Annotated in this window: 22 protein-coding genes; 17 read left to right on the top strand and 5 right to left on the bottom strand. The window is 67.4% G+C overall.

Features of this window, described 5'->3' with window-relative positions; translation table 11 throughout:
• The first annotated feature begins 1 nt into the window (after position 1).
• Positions 2 to 769 carry an SIR2 family NAD-dependent protein deacylase gene (locus U9J39_RS09375; protein ID WP_116312736.1) on the top strand — a complete coding sequence of 256 codons (768 nt, stop codon included), beginning with the start codon at positions 2 to 4 and terminating at the stop codon, positions 767 to 769.
• Between the two features lie 33 nt (positions 770 to 802).
• Here U9J39_RS09375 and tal read toward each other — a convergent pair whose 3' ends face one another.
• Positions 803 to 1762 (bottom strand): transaldolase, encoded by a 960-nt coding sequence (gene tal, locus U9J39_RS09370; protein WP_116378857.1) that lies wholly within the window; start codon positions 1760 to 1762, stop codon positions 803 to 805.
• A 171-nt stretch (positions 1763 to 1933) separates the two neighbouring features.
• On the opposite strand from tal, the gene rpiA reads away from it, so the two are divergent.
• The gene (rpiA, locus tag U9J39_RS09365) at positions 1934 to 2620 is read left to right on the top strand and encodes a ribose-5-phosphate isomerase RpiA (RefSeq protein ID WP_115680516.1); all 687 of its coding nucleotides are present in this window, start codon (positions 1934 to 1936) and stop codon (positions 2618 to 2620) included.
• Between the two features lie 82 nt (positions 2621 to 2702).
• On the opposite strand, the gene U9J39_RS09360 is transcribed toward rpiA, so the two are convergent.
• On the bottom strand, positions 2703 to 2975 hold the full coding sequence (locus tag U9J39_RS09360) for an oxidative damage protection protein (protein WP_018007757.1): 273 nt from the start codon (positions 2973 to 2975) through the stop codon (positions 2703 to 2705).
• A 98-nt stretch (positions 2976 to 3073) separates the two neighbouring features.
• Positions 3074 to 4546, bottom strand: coding sequence for an amino-acid N-acetyltransferase (argA, locus tag U9J39_RS09355; protein WP_116312734.1), 1473 nt, complete (start codon positions 4544 to 4546; stop codon positions 3074 to 3076).
• A gap of 23 nt (positions 4547 to 4569) precedes the next feature.
• Between argA and hrpA the strand changes: the two genes are divergently transcribed.
• The 6 genes from hrpA (at position 4570) to U9J39_RS09325 (ending at position 13493) form a co-directional block, all read left to right on the top strand.
• A complete protein-coding gene (gene hrpA / locus U9J39_RS09350; RefSeq protein WP_326346956.1) occupies positions 4570 to 8619 on the top strand; it encodes an ATP-dependent RNA helicase HrpA in 4050 nt (1349 codons plus the stop codon).
• A 142-nt stretch (positions 8620 to 8761) separates the two neighbouring features.
• On the top strand, positions 8762 to 9748 hold the full coding sequence (locus tag U9J39_RS09345; protein ID WP_115709970.1) for a YVTN family beta-propeller repeat protein: 987 nt from the start codon (positions 8762 to 8764) through the stop codon (positions 9746 to 9748).
• 24 nt (positions 9749 to 9772) lie between these two features.
• Positions 9773 to 10621: a polysaccharide deacetylase family protein gene (locus tag U9J39_RS09340; RefSeq protein WP_115709969.1), complete on the top strand. Its 849-nt coding sequence runs from the start codon at positions 9773 to 9775 to the stop codon at positions 10619 to 10621.
• Positions 10621 to 11595, top strand: a complete 975-nt coding sequence (locus U9J39_RS09335; RefSeq protein WP_115709967.1) for a sterol desaturase family protein — start codon at positions 10621 to 10623, stop codon at positions 11593 to 11595. The genes U9J39_RS09340 and U9J39_RS09335 overlap by 1 nt, the downstream gene beginning before the upstream one ends.
• Positions 11596 to 11768: 173 nt before the next feature.
• Positions 11769 to 12656 (top strand): EI24 domain-containing protein, encoded by an 888-nt coding sequence (locus U9J39_RS09330; protein ID WP_115680510.1) that lies wholly within the window; start codon positions 11769 to 11771, stop codon positions 12654 to 12656.
• Between the two features lie 12 nt (positions 12657 to 12668).
• Positions 12669 to 13493 carry a competence/damage-inducible protein A gene (locus U9J39_RS09325; RefSeq protein WP_115680509.1) on the top strand — a complete coding sequence of 275 codons (825 nt, stop codon included), beginning with the start codon at positions 12669 to 12671 and terminating at the stop codon, positions 13491 to 13493.
• Positions 13494 to 13559: 66 nt separating this feature from the next.
• On the opposite strand, the gene U9J39_RS09320 is transcribed toward U9J39_RS09325, so the two are convergent.
• Positions 13560 to 14024 carry a rhodanese-like domain-containing protein gene (locus tag U9J39_RS09320; protein WP_115709965.1) on the bottom strand — a complete coding sequence of 155 codons (465 nt, stop codon included), beginning with the start codon at positions 14022 to 14024 and terminating at the stop codon, positions 13560 to 13562.
• A gap of 482 nt (positions 14025 to 14506) precedes the next feature.
• Here U9J39_RS09320 and U9J39_RS09315 point away from each other — a divergent pair, with 482 nt between their 5' ends.
• The 4 genes from U9J39_RS09315 (at position 14507) to ntrC (ending at position 19473) form a co-directional block, all read left to right on the top strand.
• A complete protein-coding gene (locus U9J39_RS09315) occupies positions 14507 to 15922 on the top strand; it encodes a 3-hydroxylaminophenol mutase (protein ID WP_115709963.1) in 1416 nt (471 codons plus the stop codon).
• Positions 15923 to 16072: 150 nt separating this feature from the next.
• On the top strand, positions 16073 to 16645 hold the full coding sequence (locus tag U9J39_RS09310) for a DUF4124 domain-containing protein (RefSeq protein WP_115680506.1): 573 nt from the start codon (positions 16073 to 16075) through the stop codon (positions 16643 to 16645).
• A gap of 4 nt (positions 16646 to 16649) precedes the next feature.
• Positions 16650 to 17828 (top strand): nitrogen regulation protein NR(II), encoded by a 1179-nt coding sequence (gene glnL / locus U9J39_RS09305; protein WP_115709961.1) that lies wholly within the window; start codon positions 16650 to 16652, stop codon positions 17826 to 17828.
• An 85-nt stretch (positions 17829 to 17913) separates the two neighbouring features.
• Positions 17914 to 19473 (top strand): nitrogen regulation protein NR(I), encoded by a 1560-nt coding sequence (gene ntrC / locus U9J39_RS09300; protein WP_116312730.1) that lies wholly within the window; start codon positions 17914 to 17916, stop codon positions 19471 to 19473.
• Positions 19474 to 19551: 78 nt separating this feature from the next.
• On the opposite strand, the gene U9J39_RS09295 is transcribed toward ntrC, so the two are convergent.
• On the bottom strand, positions 19552 to 20343 hold the full coding sequence (locus U9J39_RS09295; protein WP_326346955.1) for an HAD-IIB family hydrolase: 792 nt from the start codon (positions 20341 to 20343) through the stop codon (positions 19552 to 19554).
• A 192-nt stretch (positions 20344 to 20535) separates the two neighbouring features.
• On the opposite strand from U9J39_RS09295, the gene ugpB reads away from it, so the two are divergent.
• The 5 genes from ugpB to ugpQ all read left to right on the top strand — a co-directional run bounded on the left by ugpB (position 20536) and on the right by ugpQ (position 25612).
• The gene (gene ugpB / locus U9J39_RS09290; RefSeq protein ID WP_115703631.1) at positions 20536 to 21852 is read left to right on the top strand and encodes a sn-glycerol-3-phosphate ABC transporter substrate-binding protein UgpB; all 1317 of its coding nucleotides are present in this window, start codon (positions 20536 to 20538) and stop codon (positions 21850 to 21852) included.
• 158 nt (positions 21853 to 22010) lie between these two features.
• Positions 22011 to 22892 carry a sn-glycerol-3-phosphate ABC transporter permease UgpA gene (ugpA, locus tag U9J39_RS09285; RefSeq protein ID WP_062800547.1) on the top strand — a complete coding sequence of 294 codons (882 nt, stop codon included), beginning with the start codon at positions 22011 to 22013 and terminating at the stop codon, positions 22890 to 22892.
• Between the two features lie 12 nt (positions 22893 to 22904).
• Complete coding sequence (gene ugpE / locus U9J39_RS09280) at positions 22905 to 23753, top strand: sn-glycerol-3-phosphate ABC transporter permease UgpE (RefSeq protein WP_092309164.1); 849 nt, start codon at positions 22905 to 22907, stop codon at positions 23751 to 23753.
• A 10-nt stretch (positions 23754 to 23763) separates the two neighbouring features.
• Complete coding sequence (locus tag U9J39_RS09275; protein WP_326346954.1) at positions 23764 to 24864, top strand: sn-glycerol-3-phosphate import ATP-binding protein UgpC; 1101 nt, start codon at positions 23764 to 23766, stop codon at positions 24862 to 24864.
• Between the two features lies 1 nt (position 24865).
• Positions 24866 to 25612 carry a glycerophosphodiester phosphodiesterase gene (gene ugpQ, locus U9J39_RS09270; RefSeq protein WP_326346953.1) on the top strand — a complete coding sequence of 249 codons (747 nt, stop codon included), beginning with the start codon at positions 24866 to 24868 and terminating at the stop codon, positions 25610 to 25612.
• Positions 25613 to 25684: the final 72 nt, after the last annotated feature.

Genomic DNA, 25684 nt, shown 5'->3' with positions numbered 1-25684 from the left:
CATGGCCGACGAGTCGCGTCTGCCGGCACTCCCGGGGCTCGAGGAAGCGCGTCGGCTGATCGACCGTGCCAGCAATATCTTCGTGCTGACCGGCGCCGGTATTTCCGCCGAATCCGGCGTGCCGACCTTCCGCGACGCCATGACCGGGCTGTGGGAACAGTTCGATCCGGAAGAGCTGGCCAGCGAGGCGGCCTACCGCCGCCAGCCGGCGCTGGTGTGGCAGTGGTACCAGCATCGGCGCGAACTGGTGGCGGCGGTGCATCCTAATCCGGCGCACCATGCGCTGGTGGCGCTGGCCGCGCAGAAGCCGCTCACGCTGGTGACACAGAACGTTGATGGCCTGCACCAGCGCGCGGGCAGCGCCGGCGTGATCGAACTGCACGGCAACCTGTTCGCCAACAAGTGGCTGGATGGCTGCGGCCGCTGCAGCGAGGCGGCCGCGCTGCCCGGCATGCCGCCGCGCTGCAACCTGTGCGGCGCGCTGATGCGCCCGGGCGTGGTGTGGTTCGGCGAAGACCTGCCGCGCGTGGCGCGCTACCGCGCCGAGCATGCGGCGCAGACCTGCGACCTGTGCCTGGTGGTCGGCACCTCGGGGCTGGTGTACCCGGCGGCGGGGCTGCCGGGCGTGGCGCGCGAGCATGGCGCGCCGGTGATCGTGGTCAATCCGCAGCCGTCGGCGCTGGACCAGACCGCCGACATCGTGCTGTCGGCCGCGGCTGGCGCCTGCCTGCCCCGGCTGTGGTCGCAGCCGGCGCCATCGGCCGGCTGAAGCGCGGGGCCGCGCGCCGGCGCGCGGCGGTGCTTATTGCTGCGCCAGCCCGGCGATCAGCTTCTCCAGCTTGACCGCATCCGCGGCAAACAGGCGGATGCCCTCGGCCAGTTTCTCCGTCGCCATGGCGTCTTCGTTGAGCTGCCAGCGGAACGACGGCTCGTCCGCGGTGATGCGGGCGATGTTGGCCGCCTGGGCCTGGTCCACCGACAGCTTGTGCACCACCGGACCCTCGCCGCCGGCGAGCTGCTCGAGCAGTTCGGGGCTGATGGTCAGCAGGTCGCAGCCGGCCAGCGACAGGATCTGCGCGGTGCTGCGGAAGCTCGCGCCCATCACCTCGGTGGGATAGCCGAACTTCTTGTAGTAGTCGTAGATCTGGCGCACCGAGCGCACGCCCGGATCGTTGTCGCCGCCGTTGGCCGCTGCGTCCCATTGCTCGCCCGCCTGCTTCTTGTACCAGTCGAAGATGCGGCCGACGAACGGCGAGATCAGCTGGGCGCCGGCCTCCGCGCAGGCGACTGCCTGCACCAGCGAGAACAGCAGCGTCATGTTGCAGCGGATGCCGTCGCGCTGCAGGATCTCGGCGGCGCGGATGCCTTCCCAGGTGGAGGCGATCTTGATCAGCACGCGCTCGCGCGCGATGCCGCGCTGCTCGTACAGCTGGATCAGGTGGCGCGCCTTGTTCACCGTGGCGGTGGTGTCGAACGACAGGCGCGCATCGACCTCGGTCGAGACGCGGCCTGGGACGAGCGCCAGGATCTCGCAGCCGAATGCGATCAGCACTTCGTCCATCACCGCGTCGACGCCGCCGTTGCCGTGGTGGTCCTGCACCGCGCGCTCCAGCAGGTGGCGGTATTCGGGTTTCTGTACCGCCTTCAGGATCAGCGACGGATTGGTGGTCGCGTCCTGCGGGGTGTACTGCTTCATCAGCTGGAAGTCGCCGGTATCGGCCACCACCGTGGTGAACTGCCTGAGTTGTTCGAGCTGGTTCATGGTCGCTAGGTCGTCTGCTTGGGCGTCTGCAAAAAGCGTTCGCGGGCTGTAAGGGGGCGCATGCGGCACCGGTGCGGTCCATTGTACCTGCGCGGTTGCCGCCACCCGCGCGGCGCGCCACCGCAATCCGCTACACTACGCCTTTTCCCCCAACGCAATCTGGCTGTTGTCATGACTCAGGATGAACTCAAGGCGCTGGTCGCGCAAGCCGCCGCCGACTACGTGAAGCAGGAAGTGCCCGAAGGGGCCGTGCTCGGCGTGGGCACCGGCTCCACCGCCAACCTATTCATCGACGCCGTGGCGGCGTTCAAGGAGCGCTTCGCGGGTGCGGTATCGAGCTCCGAGGCTTCCACGCGGCGCCTGCAGCAGCATGGCTTCAAGGTGCTGGACCTGAACGAGGTCGACGAGATCCCGGTGTATGTCGACGGCGCCGACGAGATCGATGCCAGCGGCGCCATGATCAAGGGTGGCGGTGGCGCGCTGACGCGCGAGAAGATCGTCGCCTCGGTGGCCAAACGCTTTGTCTGCATCGCCGACGGCAGCAAGCTGGTCCAGACCATGGGCACCTTCCCGCTGCCGGTCGAGGTGGTGCCGATGGCACGTGCCGCGGTGGCGCGCAAGCTGCAGGCCCTGGGCGGCCAGCCGCGCCTGCGCATGACCAAGGAAGGCGGGATCTACAAGACCGACAACGGCAATGTGATCCTCGACGTGGCCGGCCTGAAGATCGACGATCCGCGCGGCCTGGAGCAGACCGTCAACCAGGTGCCGGGCGTGGTCACGGTGGGGCTGTTCGCGCTGCGCGGCGCCGACGTGCTGCTGCTCGGCACCGGCGACGGCGTGCAGCGCACGGACTACTGAACGCACGGCCCGGCGCGGGCGTCAGTCACCAAGCAAAATGGGGTGCCCGAGGCACCCCATTTTTCATGATCGCAAGACCGGCTCAGGACTGCGGCGGCACGTAACCCTGGGCCTGGTCGGCGCCTTCGCCGAAGAAGTACTTCTCGGTCTGCTTGAGCAGGTACTGGCGCGCACGCGCATCGGCCATGTTCAGGCGGTTTTCGTTGATCAGCATGGTCTGGTGCTTGAGCCAGCCGGCCCAGGCTTCCTTGGACACGTTCTGCCAGATCTTCTTGCCCAGTTCGCCGGGCAGCGGCGGGAAGTCGAGACCTTCGGCTTCCTTGTTCAGCTTGATGCAATGGACCGTGCGGGCCATGGGGACTCCTTGGTATGTTCGTGAGAGCTTCAGCGCTGGCGCTATTGTAGCCAAGCAGGGAGGCCGGCCGCGGCGCGGCGGCGATTGCCCCTACGCCGTCACAGCTTTTTCATCAGCACCATCGACTTGCGCTGCCAGTTGTAGAGCTTGCGCTTGTCCTCGGGCAGGTCGTCGACCGTGGCGTGGACGAAGCCGCGCTTGAGGAACCAGTGCTCGGTGCGGGTGGTGAGCACGAACAGCCGCTCCAGCCCCAGCGCGCGGGCGCGGCGCTCGATGCGCTTGAGCAGGCGCTCGCCGTCGCCGGTGCCCTGGGCTTCCTGCGATACCGTCAGGCACGCCATCTCGCCCATGTTCTCGCGCGGATAGTCGTACAGCGCGGCACAGCCGAACAGCACGCCGTCGTGCTCGATCACCGAGAAGTTGGCGATATCGCGCTCGATCAGGTGGCGCCCGCGCGGCACCAGCGTGCCGTCCTGCTCCAGCGGCGCGATCAGCTGCACGATGCCGCCGACGTCGTCCAGCGTGGCCTCGCGCAGGCTTTCCAGGTCGGTGTCGGACAGCATGGTGCCGACGCCGTCGTGCAGGAACAGCTCCAGCAGCACCGCGCCGTCGAGCGAGTAGGGGATCAGGTGGGCGCGCGGCACGCCGCCCTTGAGCGCCTTGACCAGGTGCTGCAGGTAGTTGGCCACGTCGGGCGGCAGGTGGTTGTTCTGCAGCCGTTCCACCGCGGTGCGCAGCGACATTTCCTGCATCATCTTGCCGACCGGGTCGGGCACGCCCGGCACTTCGGTAATGAAGATCAGCTTGTCGGCCTTGAGCGCGGTGGCGGTGGCGCTGGCCACGTCTTCCATCGACAGGTTGAAGGCCTGGCCGGTGGGCGAGAAGCCCAGCGGCGACAGCAGCACCACCTTGCCGTGCGACAGCGACATGCGCACGGATTCGGCGTCGATCTTGCGCACCAGCCCGGTGTGCTGGTAGTCGGTACCGTTGACGATGCCGACCGGGCGCGCGGTGACGAAGTTGCCGGAGATCACCGACAGCTGGGCGCCGGCCATCGGCGTGTTGGGCAGGCCCTGGCTGAACGCGGCCTCGATATCCAGGCGCAGTTCGCCGGCGGCTTCCTTGGCGCATTCGAGCGCGGCGTTGTCGGTGACGCGCACGCCGTCGACGAATTGCGACTCGACATGGCGCAGCGCCAGCTGCTCTTCCACCTGCGGCCGCGAGCCGTGCACCAGCACGATCTGCATGCCCATGGCATGCAGCAGCGCGACGTCGTTGACCAGCGCATTGAGCACGCCCGACTTGACCAGTTCGCCGGCGAAGGCGATCACGAAGGTCTTGCCGCGGAAGGCATGGATATACGGCGCCACCATGCGCAGCCAGTCGACGAACTGCTGGTGGTCAGGGCCGCTGCGATCCGGATCGGCCGTGACCGGCTCGGGGGAGGTCGGGGCGGGGGCGGGGAGCTCTGCCGCGGCAGGAGGCTCCGCCTGCGCCGGCGCGGCCGGGTCGGTCGGAGCAGCGGGAGCGGAGGCAGGCGCCGTCTGCGGCGCGTCGGTTCTGGCGTTCATGCCGCGGATTATAATCCCGGCCAATGTCAGAACAACGCCCCGTCAAGCCCAAACCACCGGTGTCGCCGCGCCCGCGCGCCGGTGCCGGCCAGCCCGCCTCCCCCGCCCAGTCCCGCCCGGCGCCCGGCCCGGCCAGGCCGCAGCAGGCCGGCCCGGCAAGGCCGGCCGGTGCGCGGCCCGCCACTGAGGGCGGCCCGCGCCCCCCTCGTGGCGCGCGGCCGCCGCGGCCCCCGCGCCAGGCCAATCCGCTGCCGCCGATCACCTTCCCCGAAGTCCTGCCGGTATCGGCGCGCCGCGACGAGATCGCCGCGGCGCTGCTGGCCAACCAGGTGGTGATCGTTTCCGGCGAGACCGGTTCGGGCAAGACCACGCAGTTGCCCAAGATCTGCCTGTCGATCGGGCGCGGTCCCGGCCGCGAGGGCGGGGGGCTGATCGGCCACACCCAGCCGCGCCGCATCGCGGCCACCTCGACCGCCAAGCGGATTGCGCAGGAGTTGGGCACGCCGCTGGGCGAGCATGTGGGCTACCAGGTGCGCTTCAACGACACCATGTCGTCGGGCGCGTCGGTCAAGCTGATGACCGACGGCATCCTGCTCGCCGAAACCCAGAACGACCCGCTGCTGCGAGCCTACGACACGCTGATCATCGACGAGGCGCACGAGCGCAGCCTCAATATCGACTTCCTGATCGGCTACCTGCGCCAGATCCTGCCGAAGCGGCCTGACCTGAAGGTGATCATCACCTCGGCCACCATCGACGCGCAGCGCTTTGCCAAGCATTTCGCCACCGGGGACAAGCCGGCGCCGGTGATCGAGGTCAGCGGCCGGCTGTACCCGGTGGAGGTGCGCTACCGCCCGATCGCCGACGACGCGCCCGCCGCCGGGGCGCCGCGCAGCCCGCAGGCGCGCGAGCGCGACCTGTACGACGGCATCGTCGATGCCGTCGACGAGCTGTGCCGCGCCGGCCCCGGCGACGTGCTGGTGTTCCTGCCCGGCGAGCGCGAGATCCGCGAGGCCGCCGAGGCGCTGCGCAAGCACCACCCGCCGCATACCGAGATCCTGCCGCTGTTCGCGCGGCTGTCGGTGCAGGAGCAGGAGCGGGTGTTCAAGCCGTCGAATGCGCGCCGCATCGTGCTGGCGACCAACGTTGCCGAAACCTCGCTGACGGTGCCGGGCATCCGCTACGTGGTCGATACCGGGCTGGCGCGCGTCAAGCGCTATTCGTACCGCAACAAGGTCGAGCAGCTGCAGGTCGAGGCGATCTCGCAGGCTGCCGCCAACCAGCGCGCCGGCCGTTGCGGCCGGGTGGCCAATGGGGTTTGCATCCGGCTGTACGAGGAAGCGGATTTCACCGGACGCCCGCGCTTTACCGATCCCGAAATCCTGCGCTCGTCGCTGGCCGCGGTGATCCTGCGCATGAAGGCGCTGCGGCTGACCGATATCGAGGCGTTCCCGTTCATCGAGCCGCCGCTGGGCCGCGCGGTGGCCGACGGCTACCAGCTGCTGCAGGAACTGGGCGCGGTCGACGACGCCAACCAGCTGACCGGCATCGGCCGCCAGCTGGCCAAGCTGCCGCTCGACCCGCGCGTGGCGCGCATGATCCTGGCCGCGCGCGAGCACCAGTGCCTGCGCGAGGTGCTGATCATCGCCAGCGCGCTCTCGGTGCAGGATCCGCGCGACCGCCCGCAGGAAGCGCAGGAAGCCGCCGACCAGGCCCACCGCAAGTTCATGGACGAGAAGTCCGAGTTCCTCGGCTGGGTCAGGCTGTGGAAGTGGTTCGAGGACGCGGTTGCGCACAAGAAGTCCAACCGCCAGCTGCAGGACCAGTGCCGCGCGCACTTCCTGTCGCACCTGCGGCTGCGCGAATGGCGCGACGTGCATTCCCAGCTGCTGACCACGGTGACCGAGCAGGGCTGGCGCCTGAACGACAGCGAGCCGACCTACGAGCAGGTGCACCAGGCCCTGCTGACCGGCCTGCTGGGCAACGTCGGCTGCCGCATCGAGGATGGTGACGGCAAGGGCCGCGAATACCTCGGCGCGCGCGGCATCAAGTTCCACCTGTGGCCGGGCTCGCTGATCGCGCGCAAGGTCGGGCGCTGGGTGGTCGCGGCCGAGCTGGTCGAGACCAGCCGGCTGTTCGCGCGCACGCTGGCGCGCATCGAGCCGGAATGGCTGGAACAGGTGGGCCGCCACCTGCTCAAGGTCAGCTGGAGCGATCCGCACTGGGAGAAGAAGGCCGGCCAGGTGCTGGCGCTGGAGCGCGCCACGCTGTACGGGCTGGTGGTCTACCAGCACCGCCGTGTGCACTACGGCCCGATGAACCCGCGCGAGGCGCGCGAGCTGTTTATCCGCCGCGCGCTGGTCGAGGGCGAGTTCGACACGCGCCTGCCGTTCTACGCGCACAACCAGCGCCTGGTGCGCGAGATCGAGAACCTGGAGCACAAGTCGCGGCGCCAGGACGTGCTGGTCGACGATGAGCTGATCTACGCCTTCTACGACCGCGCGATCCCGGCCGACATCTGCCAGCAGGCCGCGTTCGAGCAGTGGTATCAGGCCGAGAGCGCGCAAGACCGCAAGCTGCTGTACCTGAACCGCGACGAACTGATGCGGCACGAGGCCGCCGGCATCACCACCGACCTGTTTCCCAAGACCATGGCCGTGGCCGGCGTGGACATGGGCCTGACCTACCATTTCGAGCCAGGCAGCCACCGCGACGGCGTGACCCTGACCGTGCCGCTGTACGCGCTCAACCAGGTGCGCCCAGAGCGCGCCGACTGGCTGGTGCCGGGCATGATCAAGGAGAAGGTGCACCTGCTGCTGAAGTCGCTGCCGCAGAAGCTGCGCCGCCACTGCGTGCCGCTGCCGGACTATGCCGCGGGTTTTGTCGCGCGCCAGCCGTTTGGCGAAGGCGAGCTGCTGGACGTGCTGATCGCCGATATCCGCGAGCAGACCGGCACCATGGTCCGGCGCGCGGACTTCAAGCTGGAAACGCTGCCCGCGCACCACGCGATGAACTTCAAGGTGATCGACGAGCACGGGCGCCAGCTCGACATGGGCCGCAACCTGGCCCAGCTGCGCGCCGAACTGGGCGGGCAGGCGCAGCAGTCGTTTCAGCGCGTAGCCGCGCAGGCCGCGGCCCAGGCCGCCGCCACCCAGCCCCCGGGGCAGGCACCGGAGCAGGCGCCAGTGCTGGCCGCGGCGGAACCCGGCAAGTACGAGGGCCTGACCGGCTGGAGCTTCGGCGAGCTGCCGGAGCTGCTCGAGATCCGCAAGGGCAGCCAGACCCTGTTCGGCTATCCGGCGCTGGTCGACCGCGGCACGCACTGCGACATCGAGGTCTTCGACGATCCGCAGGAAGCGGCCCGCACCCACCACCTGGGGCTGCGCCGGCTGTTCGCGCTGCAGTTGCGCGAGCAGGTCAAGTTCATCGAGAAGAACATCCCGGGGCTGCAGCAGATGGCGATGCAGTACATGACGCTGGGCACGCAGGAGATGCTGCGCGAGCAGATCGTGATGCTGGCGCTGGAGCGCGCCTGCATGCAGGCGCCGCTGCCGCGCAACGACGCCGAGTTCAATGCCCGCAAGGACGAAGGCCGTACCCGGCTGTCGCTGCTGGCGCAGGAAATCGCGCGGCTGGCGGGCGCCATCCTTGCCGAATACGCCGGGCTGCCGCGCAAGCTGCTGCAGGCCAAGCCGTTCCCCGGCGCCCATGCGGACATGGAAGCCCAGCTGGGCCGGCTGATGGGCAAGCGCTTTATCGACGAAACCCCGTACACGCAGCTGGTCCATTTCCCGCGCTACCTGAAGGGCATTGCCATGCGCGTCGACAAGCTCAAGGGCGATCCGGCCCGCGACAGCCAGCGCCTGCAGGAGATGGCGCCGCTGGTGCAGCAGTGGCAGCGGGCCGAGAAGCAGCTACGCACCCAGGGCCGCGGCGGCGAGGATGCGCGGCTGGAGGAATTCCGCTGGATGCTGGAAGAGCTGCGCATCGCGCTGTTCGCCCAGGAACTGCGCACGCCGGTGCCGATGTCGGTCAAGCGGCTGCAGAAGGTGTGGGAATCGATGCAGCGCTGAGGTCCGCGCGCCGGCATGGCGGTAAATGGTCGTGCCGGCGCAACAATCTGCCAAATACTTGTCTGCCGCCAGCCGAGACGTCAGCGGAATTAGCCGGCCAAACGTTAGAATCGCCGATTCAGTTCTTCTGGTAGCGGGTCTTATGTTCGCATTGCGGCGGTGGGTGGCTGGTGGGATCACGGTGGGCGCGGTCGCGCTGGGCCTGATGGCGGTGCCGGCTCGGGCGGAAGTGGTGGTGATCCTCAACTCGGGTGATGCCACCGTCACGCTGATCGACAAGGACACGCAGAAGGTGCTCGAGACCTTCCCGATCGGCAAGGAGCCTCACCACCTGATCGCCACGCCCGACGACAAATCGCTGATCGTCGCCAATGCGGTCGGCAACGACCTGGTCTTCCTGGATCCGGTCAGCGGCAAGGTCCAGCAGCGCGTGCCCAATGTCGACGACCCGTACCAGATCGGCTTCTCGCCGGACCAGAAGTGGTTTGTCGCCACCGGCAACCGGCTCGACCGCGTCGACGTGTACCGCTGGGATGGCAAGGCGCTGAAGCTGGCCAAGCAGTATCCGCTGGCCAAGACGCCCAGCCATATCGCCTTTACCGCCGACAGCCGCATCGCCTTCATCACGCTGCAGGATTCCAACGAAGTAGCTGCCATCGACCTGGTCACGCAGAACGTAATGTGGCGCATGGAAACCGGTTCGGCGCCGGCGGGGATCTGGGTCACGCCGGACCAGAAATACCTGCTGGTGGGGATGACCGGGGCCGACTACGTCGCCGTGATCGACTGGCGCACCCGCACCGTGGTCAAGCAGATCCAGACCGGCAAGGGCGCGCATAATTTCCGCGCCGTCGGCGACCGGCGCCACCTGTTCCTCAGCAACCGCGTCACCGGCAGCATCAGCATCATCGACCAGCAGACGCTGAGCAAGGTCGGCGACATCACCGGCCTGCCACCGGGGCCCGACGACATGGAGCTGACCGCCGACGGCAAGACCCTGTGGGTGACCTTCCGCTGGGCGCGCTCGGTCGGGCTGGTCGACGTGGCCAGCCGCAAGCTGGTCAAGACCGTGCGGGTCGGGCGCTCGCCGCACGGGATCTATTTCCGCACGCGCGCGCCGCTGTACTGACGCAAAGCGGGCAGGGCAGGGACCATGGCACGGATCAGGGCATTGCGCTCCGCGACGATCAACAAGTGGCTGGCCGCTGTGGTGCTGGCGTGCGGCATGCCGCTGGCGCAGCAAGCCGCTGCCGCGCCGGCCACCAGGGCATGCCCGGCCGGCACGCTCTACCTGACCTTCGACACCGGCAGCATGAGCCAGGCGCAGCTGATCGCCGACACGCTGCGGCGCCACCAGATCCGCGCCACCTTCTTCCTGGCCAACGAGCCGACGGTGCGCAAGGACGGATCGCTCGACCCGTCATGGGCCCCTTACTGGAAGTCGCTGGTGGCCGACGGCCACGCCTTCGGCACGCACACCTTCGATCATGTCTATCTGCGCAGCGTGCGCGCCGGCCAGGTGACCATGCGGCCGCAGTTCGGCGCGCGGGCGGGCCAGGACGTGGCCATGGACCAGGCCGGCTTCTGCAAGGAATTGCGGCGCAGCGCCGAGGCGCTGCGCGCCATGACCGGAGCGGACATGGTGCCGCTGTGGCGCGCCCCGGGCGGCCGCACCGCGCCGCAGACGCTGCAATGGGCCGAACAATGCGGCTTCCGCCATGTCGGCTGGGCGCCGGCCGGCTTTCTGGGCGATGAGCTGTCTTCGGAGCGCTATCCCAACGCCGTTCTGCTGCAGCGCGCGCTGTCCAGCCTGCGCGACGGCGATATCGCCATGGCGCACCTCGGCATCTGGTCGCGGCAGGACCCGTGGGCGCCGGCGGTGCTCGAGCCGCTGCTGACCGGCCTGGAGCGCAAGGGCTTCTGCTTCGCGACGCTGCGCGAACACCCGGCCTATCGCGACTGGATCGCGCGGCCCATTGGAACCCAGGAGGGCGCACGCTGATGTGGGAGACGCTGAACGGCTGGATCGGCCAGATCGAAGGCACGCTGTTCCAGGATCTGGTGCTGCCCGTGGTCTATGACCTCGGCTTCGGCCGCTATGCCGAGGAAGCCTTCACCGGCACCGAATGGCTGCTGGTGGGGCTGGTGCAGATCGCGGTGATGGCACTGATCCTCGGTCCGCTGGAGAAATGGCGCCCGGTCGAGGCCGTGGCCGACCGGGCCGCGATCCGCACCGACATCCTCTACACCGTGATCCACCGCCTCGGCCTGTTCCGGCTGGCGATGTTCTTCCTGCTGGCGCCGCTGACCGACGCGCTCGAAGGCCACCTGCGGCTGATGGGCTGGCACCGCATCAATGTGGAAGACTGGTGGCCGGGCGTGACCTCGGTGCCGCTGGTCAGCTTCTTTGTCTACCTGCTGCTGTTCGACCTGCTCGATTACTGGTATCACCGGCTGTCGCACTCGTTCCGCTGGTGGTGGCACCTGCATGCGGTGCACCACAGCCAGCGCCAGATGACGCTGTGGAGCGACAACCGCAATCATCTGCTCGACGACATGCTGCGCGACCTGGTGTTTGCGCTGGTGGCGCTGGGCGTGGGCGTGGAGCCGTCGCAGTATGTGCTGCTGGTGGCGCTGTCGCAGCTGCTGCAGAGCCTGCAGCATGCCAACCTGCGGCTGCACTTCGGCACCCTCGGCGAGCGGCTGCTGATTTCGCCGCGCTTCCACCGCACCCACCACGCGGTCGGCATCGGCCATGAAGCCGACGGTGCGCCGGCAAAGCTGGGCGGCTGCAACTACGGCGTGATCTTTCCCTGGTGGGACATGCTGTTCGGCACCGCGGTCTTCACCGAGACCTACCATCCCACCGGCATCCGCGATCAGCTGCCGCCGCCGGTGGGCAAGGGCCACGACTACGGCACGGGCTTCCTGGCCCACCAGTGGTACGGCATCAAGCGGCTGCTGCGGCTGCGCTGACGGGTGCGTTGACCGCTGGGCTGACGGTGCATGCGAGGCCATCCTCCAGTGGCTTCGGCCGCCGCCGCACCATGGCGGCAAGCGGCGTATGCTAGTGTTCCGGGTTGCCGCCGGCCCGTCGCCCTGCTGACCTGGCCGGCTCCCCGCGACTTTCCTGTCTTGCCTTCGACTGCATGAACGATATCTTCCGCTCGTTTGGCCGCGCGCTGGTCAGCCAGCTGCATCCGCGCATGCTGATGCTGACCGTGCTGCCTTTCGTCCTGGCCACGCTGCTGTGGGGCGGCCTGCTCTGGTGGGGCTGGGACCCCATCATGGGCGCCACGCGCAGCTTCCTGGAAACCTCGATCCTGACCAGCTGGATCTACAGCGCGCTCGACTGGTTCGGGCTGCAATCGATGCGCTCCATCGTGGCGCCGCTGTTCGTCGCGGCGCTGGCGATCCCGCTGGTGATCGCGTCGATGCTGATGTTCATCGGCGTGTTCTCGGTGCCGGCGGTGGTGCGCCACCTCGAGCGCAGCTACCCGGAGCTGGCCAAGGCCCACGGCGGCAGCGTGCTGGGCAGCGTGTTCCACTCGCTCGGCAGCACCCTGGTGTTCCTGTCGCTGGTGCTGGTGACGCTGCCGCTGTGGCTGATCCCGCCGTTCTTTGCGCTGATTCCGCCGGTGCTGTGGGGCTGGCTGACCTACCGCGTGATGACGTATGACGCGCTCGCCGACCACGCCAGCGCCGAAGAGCGCAAGACGCTGGTGCGGCGCCATCGCACGCCGCTGCTGGTGATCGGCGTGGCGGTGGGGCTGCTGGGCTCGGCGCCGACGATACTGTGGGTGTCTTCGGCGGCGGTGATCTTCCTGTTCCCGTTCGTGCTGGCCGGCACGCTCTGGCTCTATGTGCTGATCTTTATTTTCTCGGCGTTGTGGTTCGGCCATTTCTGCCTGCGCGCGCTGGCGCAGCTGCGCGCCGAACGCGCGGCCGTGCCGGCCCGGCCGCCTGCCGCCCCGCCGTCGGGCGGGGACGTCATTGACCTGGCGCCGCACGACGTGCGCCGCATCGAAAACTCCTGAAGCGAGGGCAATATGGGTTTCGGCCTGATCGTGATTGGCGACGAGATTCTGTCCGGGCGGCGCGAAGACAAGCACCTGCGCCGCACCATCGAACTGCTGGGCGCGCGCGGCCTGGCGCTGGACTGGGCCGAGTATGTCGGCGACGACCGCGCCCGTATCACCGCCACGCTGCGGCGCACGCTGGCCGGCCCCGACGTGGTGTTCTGCACCGGCGGCATCGGCGCCACGCCCGACGACCACACGCGCCAGTGCGCGGCTGCGGCGCTGGGCGTGTCGCTGGTGCTGCATCCCGAGGCGCGCGAACTGATCGCGCTGCGCATTGCCGAAACCGCCGGGGGCGACCCGGTCAAGGGCGACCTGACGCTGCCGGAGAACCAGCACCGCTTCAAGATGGGCGAGTTCCCAGAGGGCGCGCGCATCATTCCCAACAGCTATAACCGCATCCCCGGCTTCTCGGTCGGCCACCATCATTTCATGCCGGGCTTCCCGGTGATGGCGTGGCCGATGATGGAGTGGGTGCTGGACCACGACTATGCGCACCTGTTCCACCAGGTCTCGCAGCAGGAGCGGGCCTTCTACGTGTTCGAGGCGCCGGAGTCGACGCTGACCCCGCTGATGGAGAAGGTCGAGTCGGCGCATCCGGGCATCCGCGTGTTCAGCCTGCCGTCGGTCGGCGACGTGCAGCGCGGCGACCGCTTCGCGCGCCGCCATATCGACCTGGGCGTCAAGGGCCCGGCCGAGCTGCTGGCCCCGGCCTATGCGATGCTGCTCGAAGGCGTGCAGGCGATGGGGTACGAGACCGTGGAGCAGCCGCCGCGTCAGGCAACGCAGGCCTAGACGTTCCGGCCGGGCAAGAAAAAGGGGCAGCCTTGGCTGCCCCTTTGCATTCAGGTCCGGACGCAATCAGGCGCCATGCCACGGTAGACCGCGCACGCACCAGCCCTCGACGGTCTTGCGGTGGTGGTGGTCGTCGCGGTTGCCTTCGAAACCTTCCAGCACGTCCATGGCGAAGTGGTAGCCGGCTTCGGTGGCCACCCGCGCCGCGTGCTTGGAGCGCGCCGCGCTGCGGCACAGGAACAGCACCGGCACGTCGGACGGCACGCGCGCGCGCAGTTCCTCGACAAAGCGCGCGTTCTGCGCGCCGCCCGGGTAGGACATCCATTCGACATGGGCGAACTGCGCGTCGGGCACGTCGACGCCGCCGACCCAGTCCAGCTCGGCCTGCGTGCGCACGTCCACCAGCACGGCGGCAGGGTCGTTCTGCAGCAGGGCATAGGCTTCCTGCGGCGACAGCGCGCCGAAGTACGGCAACTGGTTTTGTTCCTGGCGCTGGCGGGCGGCCTGGAGGAGATCGTCTCGGGTGGTCATCGGCGTGACAAATTGAATGGGTGGAATCGTGGCGCAAGGGCCGCAACCCGTTATTCTATAGCGCCGCGGCGGCGAGGCGGTGGCGGTGCTGGCCGGGAGAGCCCGGAAAGCGCCGCCCGAGGGCGAGAGCCGACCGATTTTGGTGCGTACGCACTATTACGGTGCTGGCGCTTGATGTTTGCACCATGATGGTGTTCCATGACGCTGGCAACCGTGGTTGCGCGTGTCGCGGCAGCGCCACATCAGCCCCCGCCTGGCTGGAAGGCGTTTTCGCCGCCGGCCAGCATGGTGCGCGATTCGCCGGAGTTGCACAATTTTCGGGCCCGGCGCCGCGAGGGACGTTTGGTTGGCACGCTTTCTGCTAACATCCGTCGTCCTTTCGCGGCGAGGCCAGTCAGGCGCGGCAACATGCAGCGGCGCCGCTGGCGACAGTCCCAAGAATTGGCTTTCACAGACATTTGCCGAATACCCAGGAGATTGGCATGGCCCACAGCGTTGCAGACGTGATGAAGCTGGTGAAGGAAAACGACGTCAAGTTCGTCGATTTCCGCTTCACCGATACCAAAGGCAAGGAGCAACACGTGTCCGTGCCCGTGTCGCACTTCGATGAAGACAAGTTCGAGAGCGGCCACGCTTTCGACGGCTCGTCGATCGCCGGCTGGAAGGGTATCGAAGCTTCGGACATGCTGCTGATGCCCGATTCGAACACCGCCCACATCGACCCGTTCTACGAAGAGCCGACGCTGGTGCTGTCGTGCGACGTGATCGAGCCGTCGGACGGCAAGGGCTACGACCGCGATCCGCGTTCCATCGCCAAGCGCGCCGAAGCCTACCTGAAGAGCACCGGCCTGGGCGACACCGCCTTCTTCGGTCCGGAGCCCGAGTTCTTCATCTTCGACGGCGTGACCTGGAACGTCGACATGCAAGGCTGCTTCGTCAAGATCCATTCCGAAGAAGCCCCGTGGTCGTCGGCCAAGGAATTCGAGCACGGCAACAGCGGCCACCGTCCGGGCAAGAAGGGCGGCTACTTCCCGGTCGCCCCGATCGACACCTTCCAGGACATGCGTTCGGAAATGTGCCTGATCCTGGAATCGCTGGGCATCCCGGTTGAAGTCCACCACCACGAAGTGGCCGGCCAGGGCCAGAACGAAATCGGCACCAGATTCAGCACCCTGGTGCAGCGCGCCGACTGGACCCAGCTGCAGAAGTACGTGATCCAGAACGTGGCCCACACCTACGGCAAGACCGCCACCTTCATGCCGAAGCCCATCGTCGGCGACAACGGCTCGGGCATGCACGTGCACCAGTCGGTGTGGAAGGACGGCCAGAACCTGTTCGCGGGCAACGGCTACGCCGGCCTGTCGGAATTCGCGCTGTACTACATCGGCGGCATCATCAAGCACGCCCGCGCCCTGAACGCCATCACCAACCCGGGCACGAACTCGTACAAGCGCCTGGTGCCGGGCTTCGAGGCTCCGGTCAAGCTGGCCTACTCGGCCCGCAACCGTTCGGCTTCGATCCGCATCCCGTATGTGGCCAATCCGAAGGGCCGCCGCATCGAGACCCGCTTCCCGGATCCGCTGATGAACCCGTACCTGGGCTTCTCGGCGCTGCTGATGGCCGGCCTGGATGGCGTGATGAACAAGATCCACCCGGGCGAAGCCGCCGACAAGAACCTGTACGACCTGCCGCCGGAAGAGGACGCAAAGATCCCGACCGTGTGCTCGAGCCTGGACCAGGCGCTCGAGTACCTGGACAACGACCGCGAGTTCCTGACCCGCGGCGGCGTGTTCTCGAACTCGATGATCGATGCCTACATCGAACTGAAGATGGAAGAAGTCACGCGTTTCCGCATGACCACGCACCCGGTCGAGTTCGAGATGTACTACTCGCTGTAAGCAGCCCGTGCCCGGCCATGACGCAGGTTGTGCCGGGCAACAGTTGCACCACAAGGGGGCGGCTTCGGCTGTCCCTTTTTGCTTTGCTCGCTAGAATGGGGAATCCGATTCTGTCCCGATCCATTCCCGTTCTAACCTGACGCCATGCCCATGGATGCCTTTTCCCGCACGGCCCGCCGGACTCATGCCATGCCTCGTTCCGTGCACCAAAGCCGACGCCGATTCCCCGTTCTGGTGAGCGCCGCGGCGCTGGCGCTGGGCGTGTGGGCCGCGCCGTCGCTGGCGCAGTCCTCGGATGTCTATGTCTGCACCGGGCCCAATGGCGTGCCGGAGTACCGCAACGGCAATGCCGGCAAGGGCTGCAAGAAGCTTAACCTGCCCGAGGTCGTGACCGTGCCGGGCGGGCGCATTGCCGCACCGGCCAAGAGTGCCGGCAGCAGCGCCACGACCGCCGCCAGCACCGGTTTCCCGCGCGTGGACAGCGCCACCCAGCGCAGCCGCGACAGCGAGCGCCGCACCGTGCTGACGCAGGAGCTGCAGGCCGAGGAGGCCAAGCTGCAGGGGCTGCGCGCCGAATACAACAACGGCCAGCCGGAGCGCCAGGGCAACGAGCGCAACTACCAGAAATACCTCGACCGCACCGCCGCGCTGCGCGACGACATTGCCCGCAGCGAGGCCAACGCGGCGTCGCTGCGGCGCGAGCTCGGCAACCTGAAGGACTAGTCTTATGCGTCGCCTGATTCGCGGAGTGTCACGCAAGGCCGGCAGTGCCGATGGCGCGCGGGCCGAGCCGCCCGCGGCGAACCCGGCATCGTCCGAAACCGGCGCGCGCGTGCTCAGCATCGGCGCGGCGGCGTTCCATGCCGGCCTGGATGTGGTCGCCAACCCGGTGCTGCTGGTGCGCCAGCCGGGGCTGCGCGTGGTCTACGCGAATCCGGCCGCCGAGGCCACCTTCGGCGTGTCGCGCAAGGGCATGGTCGAACTGACGCTGCCGGACCTGTTCGGCAAATCGGATGAGTTGCACAACATGCTCGACACCGTGGTCACGCGGCAGTTCGACGTGCGCCGGCAGGACCTGATCCTGCATCCGCCGCTACAGGACCCGCTCCATGTGCACGTGGTGATCGCCGCGCTCGAGGCGGTCGGCGACACCGTGGTGGTCGAGATCCTGCCCAACGAGCAGAAGGTGCGCAGCGACCGCGAGGAACGCATCCTCGACCTGACCTCGGCCAACAAGGAGCTGATCCGCAACCTCGCCCACGAGATCAAGAACCCGCTGGGCGGCATCCGCGGCGCGGCGCAGTTGCTGGAGTTCGAGCTGCCGGAGCGCTCGCTGCGCGAGTACACGCAGGTCATCATCAAGGAGTCGGACCGGCTGCAGACGCTGGTGGACCGGCTGCTGGAGCCGCACCGGCATCCGCATATCGTATCGAGCCTGAATATCCACGAGGTGCTCGAGCGCGTGCGCTCGGTGGTGCTGGCCGAGTTTCCCAACGGGCTGGAGATCGTGCGCGACTACGACGCCAGCCTGCCCGAGCTGCAGGGCGACATGGAGCAGCTGATCCAGGCCGTGCTCAACATCGTCCACAACGCCGCGCAGGCGCTGGCCGACCGCATCGCGCGCGGCGACGCGCAGATCGTGCTGCGCACGCGCATCGCGCGCCAGGTCACCATCGCCAAGCGCCTGTTCAAGCTGGCATTGGACTTGCATGTGATCGACAACGGCCCGGGCATCCCCGAAGACATCCGCGAGCGCATCTTCTATCCGCTGGTATCGGGCAGGGATGGCGGCAGCGGACTGGGTCTCACACTCGCTCAAACCTTCGTGCAGCAGCACGAGGGCTTGATCGAATGCGAGAGCAGGCCGGGCTGTACCGACTTCCGTATCCTGCTGCCGCTGCACTAGCCTTTGCCGGCGTCCGCAAGCGCGTGCACCGACGTGGCCAGGGCATGCGGAAGACCAACTGACACCGAGCAGACAAGCGACGCACATGAAGCCGATCTGGATAGTCGACGACGATCAATCAATCCGCTGGGTCCTGGAAAAGGCCCTCGCCCGTGAAAGCCTGCTCTCGCGCAGCTTCACCAATGTGCGGGACGCGCTGGCCGCGCTGGAGGAAGACCAGCCGCAGGTGCTGATCTCGGATATCCGCATGCCCGGCGGTTCCGGCCTCGACCTGCTGCAGGCGATCAAGGCGCGGCACCCGGGCCTGCCGGTCATCGTGATGACGGCGTACTCCGACCTGGACAGCGCGGTGGCAGCGTTCCAGGGCGGCGCCTTCGAATACCTGGCCAAGCCCTTCGATGTCGACAAGGCGGTCGAGCTGATCCGCCGCGCGCTGGAAGAAAGCCTGCGCGAAGAAGAAATGGACGACCGCCTGCTCGACGCGCCCGAGATCCTCGGCCAGGCACCGGCGATGCAGGACGTGTTCCGCGCCATCGGCCGGCTGTCGCAATCCAACGTGACGGTGATGATCACCGGCGAGTCCGGCACCGGCAAGGAACTGGTGGCGCGCGCGCTGCACAAGCACAGCCCGCGCGCCAACGGCCCGTTCATCGCGCTCAATACCGCGGCCATTCCGAAGGACCTGCTCGAATCCGAACTGTTCGGCCACGAGCGCGGCGCCTTCACCGGCGCGCAGACCATGCGCCGAGGCCGCTTCGAGCAGGCCGAGGGCGGCACGCTGTTCCTCGATGAAATCGGCGACATGCCGTTCGACCTGCAGACCCGCCTGCTGCGCGTGCTGTCCGACGGCAATTTCTATCGCGTCGGCGGCCACAACCCCTTGCGTGCCAATGTGCGCGTGATTGCCGCCACGCACCAGAACCTGGAGCTGCGCGTCAAGGAAGGGCTGTTCCGCGAGGACTTGTTCCACCGCCTGAACGTGATCCGGCTGCGCCTGCCGCCGCTGCGCGAGCGGCCGGAGGACATCACGCTGCTGGCGCGCCATTTCCTGCAGAAGAGCGCCAAGGAGCTTGGCGTCGAGCCCAAGCGCATGTCGGACGAGGCACTGGCCTATGTCAGCACGCTGCCGTTCCCCGGCAACGTGCGCCAGCTGGAAAACCTCTGCAACTGGCTTACCGTGATGGCGCCGGCGCAGACCATCGAGGTCAAGGACCTGCCGCGCGAGATGCTGGAAGCGGGCACCAGCGAGCCGGTCAATGCGCCGCGGCCGGAGCGCGCGCCCGACCTGCGCGTGGCCGAGTATGAAGGCGCCCAGGAACTGGCCGACTATGGCGGGTTTGCGGTGCCGGTGGCCGAGGCCGACACGGCCACGGTGGTCCGCCCCGCGCCGGCCGCAGCGGTGGCCCAGGCGCCGGTGCAGGCACCGGCGGCCGCCGGATGGGAAAGCCTGCTCGCCGCCGAGGCGCGCGCCATGCTGGAAGCCGGCCAGCCCGAAGTGATGGACCTGCTGACGCGCCGGTTCGAAAAGGCGGTGCTGGAAGCCGCGCTGGGCGTTACCCGCGGCCGCCGCGTCGAAGCCGCGACCCGGCTCGGGATCGGGCGCAACACCATCACGCGCAAGCTGCAGGAGCTGGGCTTCGACTGAGCCACCACGGTGCGCACAAGGCAAAGAAAAAAACGGCCGGGATTATTCCCGGCCGTTTTTTCTTTTGCGGGGCCGGGTTCAGCCGCGCGCCTCGATCAGCCGCCGCGCCATCTCCGCAAAACCCTCGCCACCCGCGGCGGTGGTGATGTAAGCCGGCGGCACCGGCAGCTGCGGCAGGATATCGCGCACGTTGGCCACCCCCACCGACAGCGGGAAATGCGCAAACATCGAGGCATCGTTGGCCGAGTCGCCGATAAACAGCCACTGGTCGCGCCGTGCATCGACGTCCTCGCCCAGCAACTCGGCCACGCACAGCTTGCTCATCGACAGCTTGTCATGCCGGCCGAACCAGCCGTTGACATGGATGGAACTGACGGTGGCGGTCATGCCGGCCTCGCGCATCAGCGCAGCAATGCGTGCGACGGCGTCCTCGGGCAGCGGCACCACGTCCTCGGCATGGTCTATGGCCAGGTCGGCGGCGTGCCAGGCCTGGTCGGAAGCCAGCGCGCAGCCGGGCACCTCGCGCACGATGCGCTGACCCAATGCGTGGATGCGCTCGAGGTTGCGCGCGCGCGTCTCTGCGTCGTCGAGGAAGCGGGTCTGCAGCCGGCCGTTGTGCAGGTGCGAATAGAACGCGCCGTTCTCGCCGATGATCGCATCGACCGGCCATAGCCGCGTCAGGATCTCGGCCCACGCGATGCAGCGCCCGGTCACCGGGATCACATGCAGGCCGGCCCGGCGCAGGCCGTCGAGGGCCAGGTAGGTCGAGGCCGGCAGCCGGCCGTCGGTGGTCAGGGTGCCGTCGATGTCGGTCAGTACGCCGCGCACGTTGCGCAGCGCCGTATTAGAGAGCTTGTTCAGGGATTGCATGGCGGGCCATTGTAACAATGGATCTGCGGCCAAATTCGTTTATTGCACTGCAAAAAGCAGCCAGACGGCCATACTGGTGAATCTGCTGATTTGCTTGCGCAGGTGCGACGGGCGTAACATGCCGCTGTCACAAAAAAATCACATGCTGTCGGATTTGACTGACTGCAACAGACAGACCAAGGAGGGCTTTCGATGTCCGTATCCCGTACCGTGCTCCAACTCGCCGCGCTGGCCGCCCTGACCGGGGCCGGCAGCGCGCACGCCGCTGTTGAAATCCAGTGGTGGCACGCCATGCAGGGCGCGCTGAACGACAAGGTGAACGAAATCGCCAACAAGTTCAACGCCAGCCAGTCCGAATACAAAGTGGTGCCGGTCAACAAGGGCAATTACGACGAGACCATGGCGGCGGGCATCGCCGCCTTCCGCGCCGGCGGCGCGCCGGCGATCCTGCAGGTGTTCGAGGTCGGCACCGCCACCATGATGAGCGCCAAGGGCGCGATCAAGCCGGTGTCGACCGTGATGAAGGACGCCGGCGAGAAGTTCGACCAGAAGGCTTACATCCCGGCCGTGGCGGGCTACTACACCTCGTCCAAGGGCGAGATGCTGTCGTTCCCGTTCAACAGCTCGACCACGGTGTTCTACTACAACAAGGACGCCTTCAAGAAGGCCGGCCTGGATCCGGAAAAGCCGCCCAAGACCTGGCCCGAGGTGATGCAGTATTCGGCCAAGCTCAAGGCCTCCGGCACCAACTGCGCCTACACCACCGACTGGCAGGGCTGGGTCCACCTGGAGAGCTTCTCGGCCTGGCACAACACGCTGTACGCCACCAAGAACAACGGCTTCGGCGGCACCGACACGCGCCTGGTCTTCAACAGCCCGCTGCACGTCAAGCACGTCACCAACCTGCAGGACATGGTGAAGAAGGGCTACTTCAGCTATGGCGGGCGCAAGGCCGAATCGCAGGCCAAGTTCTACAACGGCGAATGCGCCATGTTCACCGGCTCGTCGGCGTCGCTGGCCAATATCCGCAAGAACGCCAAGTTCGCGTTCGCGGTGGCGCAGCTGCCGTACTATCCGGACGTGCAGGGCGCGCCGCAGAACACCATCATCGGCGGCGCGTCGCTGTGGGTGATGGGCGGCAAGAAGCCTGAAGAGTACAAGGGCGTCGCCAAGTTCTTCAATTACCTGTCGCGCCCCGAGATCCAGTCTGACTGGCACCAGGCCACCGGCTACCTGCCGGTGACGATGGCTGCCTACGAGGCCACCAAGAAGTCGGGCTACTACGACAAGAACCCCGGCGCCGACGTCTCGGTGCAGCAGATGGTGGTCAAGACCACCGACAAGTCGCGCGGCGTGCGCCTGGGCAATATGGTGCAGATCCGCACCGTGGTCGACGAGGAGCTGGAAGCCGTCTGGGCCGGCAAGAAGGAGCCCAAGGCAGCGCTTGACTCCGCCGTGGCGCGTGGCAACGACCTGCTGGAGCGCTTCCAGAAGACCGCGCGCGAATAAGGCACCGCCTTGCCAGCAGGCTGACGTGACAGGCGGGCGGCGGCGAAACCTCCGCCCGCTTGCTTTGTGGCCGGCCCCGATCGGGGCCGCCCGCCGCTTTGTACCTACTCCGTACCTAGTCCGATGCCGCCATCCGCGGCATCCGCCGGAATCCGTTCATGGAAAAACGCGTCGTGTTCCGTTCGCCGTGGCTGCCGTATCTGCTGGTGTTGCCGCAGATCGCGATCACGCTGATCTTCTTTTTCCTGCCCGCCGGGCAGGCCCTGTACCAGTCGATGCTGCAGCAGGATGCCTTCGGCATCAACCTGGAGTTCGTCGGCCTGGACAACTTCCGCATGCTGTGGAACGACCCGCTCTATGTCGAGTCATTCCAGGTCACCGCCATCTTTGCCGTGGGCGTGACCGTGGTCGGCCTGACCACCGCGCTGGCGCTGGCCTATTTTGCCGACCGCGTGATCCGCGGCGCGGTGGGCTACAAGACTCTGCTGATCTGGCCATATGCGGTGGCGCCGGCGGTGGCGGGCGTGCTGTGGATGTTCATGTTCAACCCGACCCTGGGGGTGGTGTCGTTTGCGCTGCGCAAGCTCGGCGTCGAATGGAACTTCCTGCTCAATGGCAACCAGGCCCTGCTGCTGGTGGTGCTGGCCGCGGCCTGGAAGCAGATCAGCTACAACTTCCTGTTCTTCCTGGCCGGGCTGCAGAGCATCCCGCGCTCGCTGATCGAGGCCGCCGCCATCGACGGCGCGGGCCCTTGGCGCCGCTTCTGGTCGATCGTGTTCCCGCTGCTGTCGCCGACCACCTTCTTCCTGATGGTGATCAACGTGGTCTACGCGTTCTTCGATACCTTCGCCATCATCGACGCGGTCACGCACGGCGGGCCGTTCAATTCGACCAACACGCTGGTGTACAAGGTCTTCCATGACGGCTTCCGCGGCATGGACATCGGCGGCTCGGCCGCGCAGTCGGTGGTGCTGATGGTGATCGTGATCGCGCTGACCGTGGTGCAGTTCCGCTACGTGGAACGCAAGGTCCAGTACTGACGGAGACAGCCCATGGTAGAACGTCGTCCCTTTCTAGATTTCCTGACCCACGCGGTGCTGATCCTCGGCATCGTCATCGTGGTGTTCCCGGTGTACCTCACCTTCGTCGCGTCGACGCTGACCGCCGAAGAGGTGCTCGACGCGCCGATGACGCTGATCCCCGGCAGCCACCTGATCGACAACTATCGCACCGTGCTGTTCCAGGGCGTGGGCGAGGCCGCGTCGCCGGTCTCGACCATGATGAAGAACAGCCTGATCATGGCGCTCGGCATCGCGCTGGGAAAGATCGCGATCTCGATCATCTCGGCCTTTGCCATCGTCTATTTCAAGTTCCCGCTGCGCAAGACCTTCTTCTGGCTGATCTTCATCACGCTGATGCTGCCGGTCGAGGTGCGCATCCTGCCGACCTACAAGGTGGTATCGGATCTGGGGCTGCTCGACAGCTACTTCGGGCTGACGATTCCGATCATCGCGTCGGCGACGGCGACCTTCCTGTTCCGCCAGTTCTTCCTGACCATTCCCGATGAGCTGGCCGAAGCCGCGCGCATCGACGGCGCCGGGCCGCTGCGCTTTTTCTGGGACGTGGTGCTGCCGCTGTCGCGCACCAGCATCGCCGCGCTGTTCGTGATCCAGTTCATCTACGGCTGGAACCAGTACCTGTGGCCGCTGCTGATCACCACGCAGAAGTCGATGACGCCGGTGGTGGTGGGCGTGACGCAGATGATCTCGCGCTCGGGCGATGCCGCCACCGACTGGAACCTGGTGATGGCCACGGTGATGCTGGCCATGATCCCGCCCGCGGTGGTGGTGGTGCTGATGCAGAAGTGGTTCGTCAAGGGCCTGGTCGAAACCGAGAAATAAGCGGAACACAATGGCAAAACTGTCACTACGCAACGTTCAGAAAACTTACGCCGGCGGCGCCCAGGTCGTGCATGGCATCGACATGGAAATCGCCGACGGCGAGTTCATCGTCATCGTCGGGCCCTCGGGCTGCGGCAAGTCCACGCTGCTGCGCATGGTGGCCGGGCTGGAAACCATCACCGGCGGCGAGATCGATATCGGCGACAAGGTGGTCAACCAGCTGGAGCCGGCCGAGCGCGACATCGCCATGGTGTTCCAGAACTACGCGCTCTATCCGCATATGAGCGTGTACGACAACATGGCCTACGGCCTCAAGATCCGCGGCATGGGCAAGGCCGAGATCGCGCAGCGCGTCAACCACGCCGCCGGCATTCTCGAGCTCGCGCCGCTGCTCGAGCGCAAGCCGCGCCAGCTGTCCGGCGGGCAGCGCCAGCGCGTCGCCATGGGGCGCGCCATCGTGCGCGAGCCGGCGGTATTCCTGTTCGACGAGCCGCTGTCCAACCTCGACGCCAAGCTGCGCGTGCAGATGCGGCTGGAACTGAAGGAATTGCACCGGCGCCTGGGCACCACCAGCCTCTATGTGACGCACGACCAGGTCGAGGCGATGACGCTGGCCGACCGCATGATGGTGCTCAATGCCGGCCGGGTCGAGCAGATCGGTACGCCGCTGGAAGTCTATGCGCGGCCGGCCAGCACCTTCGTGGCCGGCTTTATCGGCTCGCCGCCGATGAACCTGATCCCGGTGGCGCGTAACGCCGGCGGCAACACCAACGCGCAGATGCGCGTGGTGGCGAAGGAGGGCGAAGCCGCCAATGCCACGCTCGGTCACCTGCCGATGGGGCTGCACCTGCCGGAGCAGGCGCTGCTGGGTCTGCGGCCGGAGCATATCGAGCCCTGCGCCCCGCATGAGGCGATTGCCGAAGTCGATGTGCGCGTGGTCGAGGCGCTGGGCGCGGATTCCTTCGCCTACGGTTCGCTCGGCGGACAGGCCGTGGTGGTGCGGTTGGACTGTCATGCGCGCGTGTGCGCCGGTGACCGCCTGCCGGTGACTTCGTCGGCCGAGCACCTGCATTTCTTTGCGCCGGACACCGGCAAGCGCATCGAGGCCTGACATGACCACCGCAACCGACAACGCCTGGCGCTATCCCAGCCACATCGCGCACCGCGGCGCAGGCAAGCTGGCGCCGGAGAACACGCTGGCCGCGTTCCGACACGGCGCGGGCTTTGGCTACCGCATGTTCGAGTTCGACGTGAAGCTGTCGGCCGACGGCAAGCCGGTGCTGATGCACGACGCCACCCTTGACCGCACCACCAGCGGCCAGGGCAGGGTCGATGCGCTGACGCTGGGCGAACTGGCGTTGCTCGACGCCGGCAGCTGGCACGGCCCGGCCTTCGCCGGCGAGCCGGTGCCGACGCTGGCGGCGATCGCGCGCTACACCCGCGCCAACGGCTTCCTGGTCAATATCGAGATCAAGCCGGTGCCCGGCACCGAGGCACGCACCGGCGCCGCGGTGGCCATCGACGCCCAGTCGCTGTGGGCCGGCACCGAAGTGCCGCCGCTGCTGTCCTCGTTTTCGGAAGAAGCCCTTGCCGCCGCGGCGCGCGCCGCGCCCGACCTGCCGCGCGCGCTGCTGCTGGACCAGCTGCCCGGCGACTGGCTGGAGCGGGTGCGCCGGCTCGGTTGCGTCGCGCTCGATGCAAACCACCGCGAGTTGGATGCCGCCGTGATTGCCGCCGCACATGCGGCCGGCCTGCGCGTGCTCGCCTACACCGTCAACGATCCGGCGCGGGCGGCGCAGTTGCTGGAATGGGGGCTCGATGGGGTGATCACCGACGCAGTCGACCAGATCGTCCCCTGATTCAAATTGTTGTGCGGCTGTTGCGAATTCGCTGAACGCGGTTGGAATTGTCGCGCGACTGTGTTTCGTATC

The sequence above is a fragment of the Cupriavidus sp. SS-3 genome (genome assembly GCF_035818815.1).
GTDB classification, from domain to species: Bacteria; Pseudomonadota; Gammaproteobacteria; order Burkholderiales; family Burkholderiaceae; genus Cupriavidus; species Cupriavidus taiwanensis_C.
Note: the sequence above shows the minus strand (reverse complement) of the source record. Positions and strands in the feature narration are given on the sequence as shown.

Coding starts and splice junctions, on each gene's coding strand:
- U9J39_RS09375 (WP_116312736.1), top strand. CDS start 2: ATGGCCGACGAGTCGCGTCTGCCGGCACTCCCGGGGCTCGAGGAAGCG.
- tal (WP_116378857.1), bottom strand. CDS start 1,762: ATGAACCAGCTCGAACAACTCAGGCAGTTCACCACGGTGGTGGCCGAT.
- rpiA (WP_115680516.1), top strand. CDS start 1,934: ATGACTCAGGATGAACTCAAGGCGCTGGTCGCGCAAGCCGCCGCCGAC.
- U9J39_RS09360 (WP_018007757.1), bottom strand. CDS start 2,975: ATGGCCCGCACGGTCCATTGCATCAAGCTGAACAAGGAAGCCGAAGGT.
- argA (WP_116312734.1), bottom strand. CDS start 4,546: ATGAACGCCAGAACCGACGCGCCGCAGACGGCGCCTGCCTCCGCTCCC.
- hrpA (WP_326346956.1), top strand. CDS start 4,570: ATGTCAGAACAACGCCCCGTCAAGCCCAAACCACCGGTGTCGCCGCGC.
- U9J39_RS09345 (WP_115709970.1), top strand. CDS start 8,762: ATGTTCGCATTGCGGCGGTGGGTGGCTGGTGGGATCACGGTGGGCGCG.
- U9J39_RS09340 (WP_115709969.1), top strand. CDS start 9,773: ATGGCACGGATCAGGGCATTGCGCTCCGCGACGATCAACAAGTGGCTG.
- U9J39_RS09335 (WP_115709967.1), top strand. CDS start 10,621: ATGTGGGAGACGCTGAACGGCTGGATCGGCCAGATCGAAGGCACGCTG.
- U9J39_RS09330 (WP_115680510.1), top strand. CDS start 11,769: ATGAACGATATCTTCCGCTCGTTTGGCCGCGCGCTGGTCAGCCAGCTG.
- U9J39_RS09325 (WP_115680509.1), top strand. CDS start 12,669: ATGGGTTTCGGCCTGATCGTGATTGGCGACGAGATTCTGTCCGGGCGG.
- U9J39_RS09320 (WP_115709965.1), bottom strand. CDS start 14,024: ATGACCACCCGAGACGATCTCCTCCAGGCCGCCCGCCAGCGCCAGGAA.
- U9J39_RS09315 (WP_115709963.1), top strand. CDS start 14,507: ATGGCCCACAGCGTTGCAGACGTGATGAAGCTGGTGAAGGAAAACGAC.
- U9J39_RS09310 (WP_115680506.1), top strand. CDS start 16,073: ATGGATGCCTTTTCCCGCACGGCCCGCCGGACTCATGCCATGCCTCGT.
- glnL (WP_115709961.1), top strand. CDS start 16,650: ATGCGTCGCCTGATTCGCGGAGTGTCACGCAAGGCCGGCAGTGCCGAT.
- ntrC (WP_116312730.1), top strand. CDS start 17,914: ATGAAGCCGATCTGGATAGTCGACGACGATCAATCAATCCGCTGGGTC.
- U9J39_RS09295 (WP_326346955.1), bottom strand. CDS start 20,343: ATGCAATCCCTGAACAAGCTCTCTAATACGGCGCTGCGCAACGTGCGC.
- ugpB (WP_115703631.1), top strand. CDS start 20,536: ATGTCCGTATCCCGTACCGTGCTCCAACTCGCCGCGCTGGCCGCCCTG.
- ugpA (WP_062800547.1), top strand. CDS start 22,011: ATGGAAAAACGCGTCGTGTTCCGTTCGCCGTGGCTGCCGTATCTGCTG.
- ugpE (WP_092309164.1), top strand. CDS start 22,905: ATGGTAGAACGTCGTCCCTTTCTAGATTTCCTGACCCACGCGGTGCTG.
- U9J39_RS09275 (WP_326346954.1), top strand. CDS start 23,764: ATGGCAAAACTGTCACTACGCAACGTTCAGAAAACTTACGCCGGCGGC.
- ugpQ (WP_326346953.1), top strand. CDS start 24,866: ATGACCACCGCAACCGACAACGCCTGGCGCTATCCCAGCCACATCGCG.